This is a genomic window from Pseudomonas corrugata (assembly GCF_050920615.1).
Lineage (GTDB): Bacteria > Pseudomonadota > Gammaproteobacteria > Pseudomonadales > Pseudomonadaceae > Aquipseudomonas > Aquipseudomonas corrugata.
On record NZ_CP130434.1, the window covers coordinates 1,088,760 to 1,101,457 of the forward strand.

A 12,698-nucleotide genomic window follows, 5' to 3' on the forward strand; every position below is an offset into this window, starting at 1 on the left:
TATCCACGCTTGCGGGGGGAGGTGACTGAAGCCGGGAATCGCCGAGCAGGCATTCCATGTCTCGTGCCCATAGGACACGCAACCGGCAAGCGCAGAAAGATTAAATGCGTCACCACGCATATCCGTATTAGCTGGAAATACGCGTGGTCAGTCGAGGCGCTAACGAGGTGCGGAGTGGGGCGCACTCTTACGGCTTATTGACGTCGACGCCCTGAGTTATCGTCCGAGATAGGTCGCAGTAATTTGTGTTCTCTCATGCCCGAGTTCACGGCTGATAATTTGTCGAGCAATGATGTCTTGAGAACGCTGCGCTGGGGTCAATTCCCTAGAGGAGATTCCTCCCGCAGCCGGCGTCGTCCACCCTGTCAAAGCTAAGTAACGGCTTTGTGCATAATGATGACGTAGCCCATGCATGTGGCTCAGGCCTGCTGCCTTGCACTGACCATCGTAGGTGTTTCTCTGCTGGATATAGGTTTTCTGAGCCGGGATGAGTGATCCGGCTCCCGCTAGCTGATGTGCCGCGTTCAGCACCTCGCGCTGTAGCGAAGTAGAGATCGGCACAGAGCGATCACGCCCACCCTTCGTCCATGAGCCCTTCAGGAGAATGTGATCTCCTTGATCCGCATACTTGGGCTGAAATTTGATCGCTTCCTCACGGCGTAGCCCAAACGCCGACTGAAGCCGGAGGCTCATGCACACGTGGGCGTCGGTGATCTTGCCAAGGTATGTTCCCAGTTCCTGGGCTTTGCTGACGTTGGTGACGAAGCGCCGGTCGGCCACACCCAGTTGTGTGTTGTCGGCGGGGAGAATGCCAGCCTTGCCGATTTTTTCAGCCCACCATCGAAGGTGCGCAAGCCGATTTTTGATGGTGCCGGGTGACAGGCCTTCGCCTTGCCAGCGATCCAGCAGTGCCAGTACGTGTTTGCCCTTGAGCGAGGGGGCTCTCATCTGTCGGAAACCAGACTCGCGCAGTTGGCGGGCAATCAGCCCCAATGAGCGGATACGGTCGGCCTGAGTGTTGTGACTGCCATCGCGATTGCGTCGGCAAAGTTGCCGCAGGGTGTAGGTCAAATCGTCCATATACCGTTCACGCTCACAGGCTTTAACTGTGTTTTTTTCTGTCCTGAAAATCATTGGTAAGTGTTGGTGCCAACTCGCTAGGCGAGATCCCCGAAGGGCAGAGGCATGGTGTTCAGGAAACACCGGTGTCTCGATTGAGACGTCCGTCTTGCTTCCTGCTGGAAGGTCGGATGGAGATGGAGCGGGTTGAGCTGGTTTTTGGTGTTGATGAGTACTCCAAGGAAATGGATGGGATTGTTAAGTGGAAGCAGTCGGCATTGTGCAAAGGCCCTCTGCCTAGGACGGTGCAGTAGCGGCACATCCGGAATAAATCCGATAGACAAAGGCGGCTCCGCCCCATGGGTGTGGGTCGGTATGCTTCTGGAACCTTGCATACCTGGCTAACTCCATCCTGCTGGATCAGCGCTTGCAGGAGTCTCGCGCTGTTGGGATGACGACTCTCGAACCTGTCGTCTGAGGTTTTTGCTGGGCCAGTGTATGGGGGCATCATCATGTATGCCGCACTCTTTGGGGTTCAGGATTTGTCCGTGATGTTGGGGGGGCGGCTGGGCCGTCACTGCGGTTTGCAGTGACGGCCCAGCCATGACTTACGCCTCCGGGGAGAGACGGGCTTTGCGGCAGGTGCATATTTATCCATTGCCTGTGGTACTGACGCGGCCTTCGGCCTTGTCGGCTCCCTGCGCAGGTGCGGCATGGTCCCCATACCACGCCTGCGCAGGGAGCTCGTAAAGCGGAGGTGGAAACTATGTCGTCCATGTACGCCATGCGAGTGGCATGGTATGTCGCTCGTCATCGAGCCGTATCGACTATGTCGGGCGAGCTGATCCAATGCTCGGTTCACCACACACTCGCGCAGCATGATGACCTGCGCAATGACCAGCAGGGTGTTGCGACTGGAGCCATCCAACTGATCTATCGGGTCTAATGCATGGCATAGCCAATGCCAGCGGCTCGCAGGCATGGGGGAGCAAGTCGGCGGCGTTGCTATCTGGGGCGACCCAGAGTTTTTTGTCGGAGGTCTGAAGTGGTTGATAATTGGCAGTCGCAATGGGTCGGGTACGATCCTTTTGCGTCGGGCGACAATTGATCTGTATCTGACGTTTGCTAAAGGCGGAAAACGGCCAAAACTGGACGTTTCGAATTAGCTTCCCAACATCGACTGATAGCTACGGTCTGCTCCAAGCGAGCGGCGTCTTCTCACCGAAACGGACCAACCGTTGTAGATTTTCTTTCGCATCGATACTTACACCTCTCCGCAAAGTAATTAATATCATCCCCATCCGAAACCAACATGGCGTGAGGCGAACTCATATGGATGATTTATCAACCCAAATAGTTGCAAATGCCTTAGGACGGTTCGCCAATGCTATGAGGCTGTACGGCGAGGCATTCATGAGGTATCGCAGCCTTGTGGAGATCGACAAGGAAGAAGCGATACATAACCTCGACCGCTCGTTTGAGACCGTATTAGAAGGGTTTCACGGTCTGTATGACGTCTCGAAGCCTCTGCTGGATTATCACGCATTTCCTGAGACCAGCTTGCTTATTTCTTTACGTAACGCATTACATCACCGAGACCATCCACTATTTCACAGTCTCCTGCAGACAATATGGCTGGATGGCGACACTGAAAGACTGTACGGAGTCGAATACCTGATTGCCAGGCACCGTACTATTGGTGGGGCCCCTCCACTCATGATGCATCTGATCAAACTAAACGATGTTTACGATCGGCTTGATCCCCGCGAAGATTCTCCATACCTGAATCGCATTGGCAGAAATAACGCTCTCGCCCAGTTCGAGGCCCTTGAAGATGGTTTGGCGTTTGCCAAAATCTGGAGCAATGCACGGACTGAGCGCTATCCGGACAAACAGGTGTACCTGGACGTGTTGCCGGTCTTTAACTCAGCCGTTTCGCGAGTTTTCATTGCTTTAGTTAACTCCGGGGTTCCCTTGAAAAATTTCGACGAGAATGTCTACAAACAGATGTTCATCGAAGAGGTAAGGATCGACCTCAAACACTTTGACTTTTTCAGCCTTCGAATCAATGACGCTCAACTGGCTTTTGGACCGAAGCTTACCGTCCAGATGGCTGCATTGCCACAAGGGTGTACCTATTAGACGGTAGAGGCGCAATAGCTCTTTGGAGGCTTTAAGAAAGATTTGCTTTGCAAGGAAAATCACACGTATAGACAGCGCAGCTGTAGTGGTAAACTAATCCCGGGCGAACTTGAGTTTACTCTCGGGATGAACCGGGACAGTTCAAATAAACTTGTAAGATGTTTAGAGAGTTCGGGGCGATTCAGGAGCTTGGCAAAATCTATAAGATAACTGCCCCAAAGTTTCCCATCGTAGCGAAGATGCGTAGAGAAAGCCCCGGCTCATAGCCGGGGTAGGAGCCGCCTTGATCTGTGCTTAGCTGACCTCTTCGCAGCTTGCGAACAAACGCTTGGCATAAGCAAAGCCACGAACACGAACCCAATCGTGGTTCACCAAGAAGATCCAGCACAGCAAGATGAGCAGCTCAACCCCCATGGCTGCGAGCAGAATTGGATGTTTCGCCAAAGCAGCCAGGCTCAACGCCTGCAAGGGCACCCCCAAGGAGTGATAGAGGCCTACCAAGCACAGCCCAAGACAGGTCAGGGTTAGCGCGATTCCGAAGGGCTTACACGCGGTAAGATTGCGTGCAAATCCGTACTCAACGTTCTCGTTGAAGATCATAGAATACTTGGTCGTGTCCCGCGTTTTCTCGCGAAGGAAATTGGTGGCCGACCGATACATTTCATCTGCGGCTTTCGGGTCAGCCTTTTCCTCCGCTTCAGTGATAATGACAAAGTCTTTGATGAGATCTGCCAAGCGCCGCATGTAGCGCTTTTTCGTGGGCCGCTCCACGGTGTCATCGGAATGCCTGAGAACGATCGTGGTCGGTGCACCCCCCCACGTTTTGAATAGCTTGTCCTGAAGCTTATTTCCTTTGCTGGACATTTGGCTTGCCGCGAACGCGATCACCCCGAACGACACCAGGAAGGTTGATAGCACCCCACCCCAAGATCGAGCCGCCTCGAAGAAGGTCATTACATAAATGACGACTGGCAACACTAACAACAAAGCGGGCTTTACCCTCGCCTTGTACTTATACGGATCAAAACTTTTGCTAAAATCCATACCAACCTCTCAGAGAGTGTATTCCGTTTCTACTTCAAGTGAACCAATGTAGCCTGGGAAGCGACTTTCACCTTCGTTATTCAGCGAATCGTGGGTGTACGATTCCTTGGAAGCATAGAAATGCACATAGCCATCCTTGCAATCCATGGTGATATGACCAGCACTGTTCTGAGTGATTGTGTCGTAGCCCGTGTAGTAATGCATAACACGGCTAGGGGCTTCACCAATGACGATTATTTGAGGGTCGAGCTTCTTCAGCCAAGAATTTGGAATCTTGCCGGATTTGCGACCGTGATGCGACGCGAAAACAATAGTGGTTTTCTCAAGTTCGATATCATCGACGATGCTCTCCATAAACTCAGTTTCAAGATCTCCGAGCCACATGAAACTTGCACCGTCTTTGATAGAATATCGGAGCACACACGAGACGTTATTCGGGCTCTCTCCCGCGTTGCACCTGCGCAGCGCTTCGATGAAGTTGGGGTTTGACACATTCGGCCAGAGGACTTGGATACCGGCGGCTGGACGGCTGTCGTCGCGTTCGTTCAGCCAGCGACGTCGCACGCCTTTTTCTAGATAAAAAGCCTTGTCCCCGTCACGTAGAGATTGATAGTGTAAAAATGAATCTGTCAATTGTTCTTTCTGTGCGTCATTTTTCACACAATAGAAATTGTGAATCGGAAGTGCTTTGTCTAGCAGCTCGATGCCTCGGAAATGATCCTCATCAGGATGGGTGCAGATGAACCGGCTCATCCCTTTTGTTCGGGATACCTGCTTGAGCTCCGCGATAATTTCGTTTGTGTTATCCGCCTTGAGGTTGCAGTCAATCATGGTGAAATTGTCACTAGCATGTACGATATAGAACATGTCTCCCGTGCCAACTGAAAGACTTTTTATAACCGGCATAACCACCCCCCGTATTAAATGAAACAGTAACCTTCTTGCCGGTCAGGCCAAAATAGCCATTTACCGGAAAGGAGAAACATGTATGAAACATCGAGCGCGTCTCGTATAGTGCCGCCTCCTTCTACTCAAAAGAGGGAGGCTTATATTTAAACTATGGCCTAGAGCTTTTTAGGTGACATAGACACCCAAGTCCGTATCCGAAACGATCAACATCACCGCTGGCAGACCTTCCACCCTCATTCTGTTTACCAAGGTGGTAAATAAAATGTGATCGTCGGCACTGGGCATAACTGAGCAACCATTGGGATGCGAATGCCAATCTCCTACGTAGTCGACGATGCCTGCGGTGAGATCATGTACTTTCTTGAGCGCTTCCAGCTGCCCTTCTTTACCCCGGATAAAGTGGGTGGGGCTCGACTCGCTATCCGGTGGCGGTGGCATGGTATCCACGAGGACGATGCTCTTACTTTTCAAATCAGTGATGCCGAGAATCGAGCCTCCGGTTTCGTGGGGGAGAGCTGAAAGCCTCTGTGCTTTGACCTTTGCGATGAGGCCACCGTCGTACTTCACCGACCATTCGCCAACCTTCGCGTAAGTGACAGGATGAACCTGCGCCTCGTGGGATTCGACGCTGCCTGATTCGTCATCCAAGGTTGAAATTAGGATCTTAGCTTCGGTACCGGTGACCACTTTGCGCAACCGCCGGGAAATCAAACCTGCATGAATATGGATGTTCTCATTGGACATGCGGAACGAGACATCTCGACAGCCACCGCCCACCCAGCGATTACCCAGATGATTTACGAGATGGGTCTCTCCCCAAGCGCTGTTCAATATGGCCCGATAGTACTGGCCCTCCAGGGCATCGACACGCTGCAGCCGCGCCGAGTCTTCGAGCAAGATGACGTTGGACATCCCGGACGGGGTAAGGAAAACGCTCGCGATCCGAGGCGACTGATCTCGTAGTGCCAAGTCACGAGGCGCAGCCAGCGTTGTCGTTGCGTCTATCAATAGGTCGGCGTGTTCGATGGCTTCGTGGATGCGCGCATCATCGGCCAGAATGCCTTTGGAGATAGCGCATGGAACCGGCTCCCCTGGATAGATGTGTCGCATCATATCTTGGAGTACATCCGCTTTCCGAAAGCCAACATAGTCGTCGCAAGCGATGTGCCTGACCACGTTATGCGGTAGCAGCAGATCCGGGTCTACAAACGTCCAGTTCCCCCAGGCCAAGCGAGTCCAGATGTCTGCAAGCATGCTACCGAGTGCTCCTGTTCCAGCCAGCACGCCCTTGAATGTCGCAGTCGCGGGGTCGACTGCAGACAGGTCTCTGGCAAACGCCGCGTTCAAGGAGCCCCGCACCTCAACCGGTCGAACGCCAAGGCCTTTCCAGGTCTCTCCCGTGTAACCTCCAAGCTGCAGAGCCGGATAATAAATACCCTGGGCGGTTGGCGGTGCCAGCATCTCGAATGAAGCTGCCAGATCAAACAGATTGATCTCCAGCATGTAGCCTTTGACATCCATTCGATCCACTTCGCCATTGCGAAGCCTGGGTACCCAGGCCAGGATCAAAATCCCTTGTTTATCGCTCTGGTCTGATTTACGGAGCCCACCGGATGCTGCCTCGTGCACAGTGTCAGTGAGATGCTTGAACAGCTCACTGCCCCACTCAACCAACTGGTCATGCAATTTACCCAGGTTGGCCGGGAACATGACTACCGAGGTGGGTTCGACAGGCTTTACCATGATATTGAGCAACTGGTAGCCGGCTTTGTTGGTTGATGCGTCGGAATTGACAACCGCGCGTAGCGTGACTTTCCCGATACTATCGGTCATCTCGACGCGCAGCTTGCACTCACCATTAGCCAACTGCGTTGGATCCAGTGCGGGCAGGATGAGCTGGAAAGGGCTTTCATAAAACATCTGCTCCAGCGGCTGATCGTCGCGGTGCAGACGGAGCTCGGATGACTCGCGCAACCACCAGAACATCCGCTCTAGGAAACGTTCAGCTGTCCAAACTCTCTCGACGCCGCTCCAATCTACGTCGTAAAGGCAAAGAATCTTCGGTATACCCGGCTCTGAGCGGTGGAGGTGCGACAACGCGGGAAAATCCTCGCGCAGTGCATGCACCGTCACCGGGACACGAAGTCGTGGATTGACGGCAATTGCCAACGTCTCTATGCGGTGGACTCCCCCTGGGTTCTCGCCAACGATAGTCCCGTCGCCCGCCTCGATCACGACGTACTCCGTTACACCGCCGGCTTCGTTTTCCTGCCGAAGCTCCAGGAACTCGACGCCCGAGAACGTCTTGCATACCTTTACCAATGCTTGGGTGCAGAAATGAATAGGTTCGGGCTGCTCGCCCATTGGCTCCCCCACCACGTAGAAGCTGGTCATTTGTTAAGGGCACCTGCGCGAGGTGCAGCGGCTGCTGCAGCGGACGTGGCAGCTGCGGCAACCGCTACCGCCGCTTTGATAACTGAACCGTCAGATGCTGACTCCAGTTCAAGCACACCCTTAGAACCGTTCTCTTCCGTGCAGGCAAACCAACCATCGACATCCCGCAATATCGCCTTGTACTCACGCTTGGCGCGGATGCAGGGTGGATCGTTGAAGTCGTCGACGATTTTCTTGCTGCTGGAGATAATCGTTGCTGACTTCTTTGCCTGGCCTAGGGCATTACGCGCAGCCTCTGAAACCTTGGCGTTCTCGCCTTTACCCGACCAGCTATCCCACGACAGGGTGTGCCATGAGCAATGGTGCGGTGCGAGTAGCAAATCATAAGCGAGGGTCTGTGGGTCGTTCTCGAAACGTTTCCACATCCGCTCCCAGATCAGAACCTCGGCATCGCCACCTACCAGGAACCGGGTACGCTTGCTGCTAAAGATAGATGGCGTGATTTCCAAGTTCATGACGATACTGGACTCGTTCTTGGTCAGATCTTTTTCAAGTTCAGCGTCATCCTCATGAGGTGCGGGAGCCAGAAGCTGGGCCCGGAACACCGACGATGTAGCACCATCGATTGTGCTGAACCATTCGCCTGACTTGACCAGGATCGAGCGCAGGTCATCGGTCTTGCCTTCGATGTCCTCGCCCATGATCTTGATGCGATTGCCGCTGGACGCCCAGCGGTGATCACGCCAGTACTGAACGCGCCGACGCGCCTCTTTGTTAAAAGCACTCGCATCATCGCAAAGGGTGTGGTTTTTTGACCGCCGCCTGAAAACCAGAGGCGACGACCAGAGTTCACGGATGATGATCCGCTTTTCCCAGCGATCCAGTTTGTCATCCGGGTATTGGTCAGGCGGGCCTAGCCAAAAATGTTTGCTCAGACCGCCACAGTGATCCTTGTCTGGATGGCTCAACATGAATGCGTCGACGAAAGGACGATTATTAGTGTCGTACATCACCCGCTCGCGTAGTGCGCGAGCCACATCGGGTGTCTCATCATTCGGGTCATCAGCTTTCGCCCGAATATGGCAATCAATTAGGATGGTTGTTACGTTGAAATCTGCCAAGCGTACCAAGGTCATATCCCCGTTATCTACTTGGAAGAAAGAAAATTTAGCTGGCACTCGTACCTCCTTGCGCTATCTGCAAAACAGCACCTCAAAAAAAGCTGGGTACCATTTTCCATGCACTGAAGAAAACTTATGTATAAAAGCGCCGCCCTTAAAATAAAGGCGGAGCACGAATGAAACTTCCTTTGGCGAGCTGTATTTACTCAATATGTGCTTAGTGCGGATTTCGTGAGAGTCGGGTGGTTTTGAGAATTTAGTCACCGACCGGCTGAGCACCGGATCGGCATACTGAACGAACATCCTCAACGCTCATCGCCCCATCGATTAGTTCGCTGGTGCTAGGGGCAGGATCGCCATTTGGCTATCTATCCCCACCTAAAAAATCCGTTTCTAGGTCACCGAAAAACACAACATATAGCGCCTATTCCAAGTGGCCACTACAACATATTCAAAAAGTGCGGTGGCTGCAAGCGGTTGCCATACGAATAGCTCGCGCCCAGATCACATTTGGATCCAATTTCTTAACTGTACGGATGCACAGGCCGCGTACTTCAAGGGGTTACCAGATTTTTACTTGAAACTTATTGTTACAAATTGGCCTGGCTGGCCAGTTTAGGCTTTGCGCTTACTAAAGTCGCAATCAAGCGAGTGCCGGAAAAGCGACATATTTTTCTGTCAAATTTATGGCAAAAAAATTATTGAACTAGTGATTTAAATAACGATTGGGCGCGAGTTATTACTGGGACACAAGAAGAAGCCATCTGCTCTAAAGCAGATGGCTTCTGGCACAAACGGAAAAGCTGGTCTCGTTAACGAATAAACGCGACTGCGGCGAAGAGTATCGCCGCCGCGAGGAAAAGCATCACGCCAACATTGATAGTAAGACTCACCTCAAGCTGGGATAGCGCAGTCCGAAATTGTGCAATGTCAGTATCGGACTTAATTGCAGGGGATGGCTCCAGAGCAGACTCCATGGCTTGGATTACAGATTCGATTTTTGGCTCGGGCACGTTAATCGCTTTCAGTGCTTCATACATTGCCAGTCGATTTTTCATTAAGGCCTCCAAAAACAAAGAAAGGCCTGCCCCAGGACGGGGGAGGCCCGTCGTGGGTGGGATGTGATAGCTGCTTCCATCGACACTCAAGTCGACTGTCCGCGCTGCCGGAAGCGATGCGGTCATTGGGGAGGATCCTGCGGAAAACCGCAGCGCCGTCTTGATGATCCTGACGGCTGATATGCACTCGTGAAAGTGCTCCCATGGACATTTGCTGTCAATCCACAAACCGGCCATCGAGTGTTCCCTGATGTTGGGTAACAGCACCGGACATCTATGGATTTACAGGTGTTGAATACGCGTCCCTAGGCAGGGCACGCCTGCCACCCTTTGCCTTTCATCACCTGTGCGGCCAAGTCTCCAGCGCCCCTGGGACTGGCCAGGATTTCTCGCATGTTGGCAATGTGTGGCCGACCAATTTCGCGCCATGCCGAGCGCGCTGGTGGCTTCTTGAGCACTTCTGTGCGAACGCGGGGTGCGGGTGGCATTGCAACTGGCTCGCCGGCTGGATGCTGTTTTTTGCGGCCGGCCCACAAGCGAAACTCGCCGGCCAACACACGCTTCACCAAGGCGAAGAAGTAGGCGACGACATTGCGAACCGTGCCGCTTTGGCTGCGTGCCTGTAGTTCGTCCAGTACGTCCTGGCGATGGTGTGACGGCAACCGTTTCAAAGCCATCAGCACATCTCTTTGCTGATCTGCTTTGGCGTTGGCCAAGCATAGTGGCAATGCCACGGGGGCTGGTGGTGAATCGCTTTCCTCACGCGTATGCGCGCGGTACGTACGTTCTTTTTTGTATAAATACGTCTTATACGTACGGTGTTGCTCTTGAGGTATCTGGCGGGTCTGTTTGGTCTGTTGTGTAACGGTCGATCTGTTTGCGGAAGCGGTAGGTGTGGATGTTCGATTGACCCTAGGGCGCTTTCGCGATGGCGCGGAGGGCGGTGGTTCATCATCTTTGTTTTGTTGCTTCCGGATGGCAATAAGGGGAGGTTCAGGCGTCTGCTCGGAAGTCGCCAGAATGTGCTCGGCAAGGTGCTTGATCTGTTTGTTCTCATGGTCGATGCAGGTAGCCATAAGCTCCTCCAGGCTGTCGTCGAGAGCACAAGCTTCATGGAAGCTTAGGGCGCGCTCATTGACCCGATACAACACGCTTTGAACATTGCCAGTCAGGAGATCGCAATGTTGCCTTACGAAGCTGATCCATCCTGTAAGTCGCAGTGCCGCTAAAGCGCGCCAAGCCGTTGCAGCGCCCGCTCGCTGCCCACAGGGAGTACACGTGAGGTAGCGGCGCAACTGCCCCATGTTCACTAGCGGACTGAGGCCATCAGCGGTGCGGAGCATGAGCAGGACCTGCCAGCCGTTGCGTTCCAACGGGGTAAGGCGCTGATCGAGCGTGAGCGACATCAAGGTGGTGAGTAGAGCATCTTGGTCTTGCGAGTTCTGGTGAGTGCGTAGGTTTGCCATGAGATGACTCCGAGGTATGGGCCACGACGGCCCGTTCCTCTGCATCTCATCGCGGATCACTCTTCGTGTAAGTCGACAATACGATTTGCATCACCACCGGGTTTATCGTGTCCCGTATCAGCCGATGGTTGTCCTTCATCAGCGTATGGCGACGACTTTCCGATCACCGCTTTCGATGGTTGCTGATACCGAGAGATTGCCCGTAGCTGCTCCCTGGATGTGTTCACTCCACCACTGCATCATCGGCCGTCTGCGCTCAATATAGTCCGCTCGGTTATACGCGCTACGTACCTCGTCCTTATCGACGTGGGCAAGCGCTACTTCGATCAGCTCTGGGTCCCAACCCTTTTCATTGAGGATGGTGCTCGCCATCGAGCGCATACCATGACTGACCAGGCGCCCCTCGAAGCCCATCCGTTTCAACGCCATGTTCGCGGTCTGGCTGTTGCAATGTGTGCGTGGATTACGGTCCGAGGGAAACACGTACTCTCTGTGTCCGCTGTAGGGCTTGATGGCTTCCAGCAGCGCCAAGGCTTGCTCCGTGAGCGGGATGATGTGTGTGCGACGTTTCTTCATTCGCTCCGCAGGGATCGTCCAGATCTTCTTCTCGAAGTTGATGTCAGCCCATCGGGTGGTCGCAGCTTCTGCCGGCCGAGTCATGGTGTGAAGCTGCCATTCGATGAGGCAACGGGTGGTTCTTTTGATGCTGGCGTTGGCAATGGTCACCATCAGCTCGTTGAGCTCATCGGGGGGCAATGCCGCCATGTTTTTCTTCTTCGGCTTTTTGAAGACCGATCGAATTCCGCTCAGGGGGTTGGCATGAATGAGTCCGTAGTTGACCCCGTAAGTCATGATTTCGTTGAGGCGTTGGGTTAGGCGCTTGACCGTTTCCAAGCTGCCTTTGGTCTCAAGCGGCCTGAGCAGCTTGATGACCTGAGGAGCGCTGATTTCAGAAATTGGTGTCGCGTGTAAATCCGGGAAGATGTGCAGCGTGAGCGAGCGCCAAATGTCTTCAGCGTAGGCAGTTGTCACTGAATCTTTCTTCAGCTCAAACCAGGCCGTCGCTACGTTTTGAAAGGTGTGCTCTGTCGCGGCTTTTTTCGCTTGGCGATCGGCATCGCGCTGCTCTTTCGGGTCCAGTCCCTGGGCAACCAGTTCTCTGGCCTCAACGGTGCGTTTTCGTGCTTGGGCCAGGCTGAGCTCAGGGAACGTACCCAGTCCCATGTTGATCCGTTTTTTCGTCACGGGATGGACGTAGTTGAAATTCCATAGCCTTGAACCATTGGTGCGGACTCGCAGCTGGAGGCCGTTGCCGTCGGTCAGTATGTAGTCCTTGGCTTGGGGTTTGGCGGCTCTGATTTTTACGTCTGAAAGGCGTGTGGCTTGGGCTCCCATGGGTACTCCAACGCTGTTTGTGTATTCCAAAATTTACCAGCCGTGGGCTTGGAATACGTCTTGGAATACATTTCAAAATGGATCTGCGTGAAGTGCTATGGAGCCCGATG

10 protein-coding genes are annotated in these 12,698 nt (G+C 53.5%); 1 reads left to right on the forward strand and 9 read right to left on the reverse strand.

The window, feature by feature from the left end; genetic code table 11:
* Nucleotides 1-216: 216 nt before the first annotated feature.
* Both QZH45_RS04660 and QZH45_RS04665 read right to left on the reverse strand, forming a co-directional pair.
* Nucleotides 217-1,080, reverse strand: a complete 864-nt coding sequence (locus QZH45_RS04660; protein ID WP_055135524.1) for an integrase domain-containing protein — start codon at nt 1,078-1,080, stop codon at nt 217-219.
* A 553-nt stretch (nt 1,081-1,633) separates the two neighbouring features.
* Nucleotides 1,634-2,041 carry a DUF6124 family protein gene (locus QZH45_RS04665; RefSeq protein WP_418323094.1) on the reverse strand — a complete coding sequence of 136 codons (408 nt, stop codon included), beginning with the start codon at nt 2,039-2,041 and terminating at the stop codon, nt 1,634-1,636.
* A 350-nt stretch (nt 2,042-2,391) separates the two neighbouring features.
* Here QZH45_RS04665 and QZH45_RS04670 point away from each other — a divergent pair, with 350 nt between their 5' ends.
* Entirely contained in the window at nt 2,392-3,201 is an 810-nt protein-coding gene (locus QZH45_RS04670) for a hypothetical protein (protein ID WP_055135525.1), read from the forward strand.
* Nucleotides 3,202-3,495: 294 nt separating this feature from the next.
* On the opposite strand, the gene QZH45_RS04675 is transcribed toward QZH45_RS04670, so the two are convergent.
* The 7 genes from QZH45_RS04675 to QZH45_RS04705 form a co-directional block, all read right to left on the reverse strand.
* Nucleotides 3,496-4,245 (reverse strand): hypothetical protein, encoded by a 750-nt coding sequence (locus tag QZH45_RS04675; RefSeq protein WP_055135526.1) that lies wholly within the window; start codon nt 4,243-4,245, stop codon nt 3,496-3,498.
* Between the two features lie 9 nt (nt 4,246-4,254).
* Nucleotides 4,255-5,112, reverse strand: coding sequence for a hypothetical protein (locus tag QZH45_RS04680; protein ID WP_237140466.1), 858 nt, complete (start codon nt 5,110-5,112; stop codon nt 4,255-4,257).
* A gap of 207 nt (nt 5,113-5,319) precedes the next feature.
* Nucleotides 5,320-7,548 (reverse strand): Mov34/MPN/PAD-1 family protein, encoded by a 2,229-nt coding sequence (locus QZH45_RS04685; protein WP_055135528.1) that lies wholly within the window; start codon nt 7,546-7,548, stop codon nt 5,320-5,322.
* A complete protein-coding gene (locus QZH45_RS04690) occupies nt 7,545-8,726 on the reverse strand; it encodes a hypothetical protein (protein WP_055135529.1) in 1,182 nt (393 codons plus the stop codon). Before QZH45_RS04690 ends, QZH45_RS04685 begins: the two co-directional genes overlap by 4 nt.
* 755 nt (nt 8,727-9,481) lie before the next feature.
* Nucleotides 9,482-9,853: a hypothetical protein gene (locus tag QZH45_RS04695; RefSeq protein WP_432783631.1), complete on the reverse strand. Its 372-nt coding sequence runs from the start codon at nt 9,851-9,853 to the stop codon at nt 9,482-9,484.
* Between the two features lie 179 nt (nt 9,854-10,032).
* Nucleotides 10,033-11,193: an STY4528 family pathogenicity island replication protein gene (locus QZH45_RS04700; protein ID WP_055135531.1), complete on the reverse strand. Its 1,161-nt coding sequence runs from the start codon at nt 11,191-11,193 to the stop codon at nt 10,033-10,035.
* A gap of 138 nt (nt 11,194-11,331) precedes the next feature.
* Complete coding sequence (locus tag QZH45_RS04705; protein ID WP_055135532.1) at nt 11,332-12,588, reverse strand: integrase domain-containing protein; 1,257 nt, start codon at nt 12,586-12,588, stop codon at nt 11,332-11,334.
* Nucleotides 12,589-12,698: the final 110 nt, after the last annotated feature.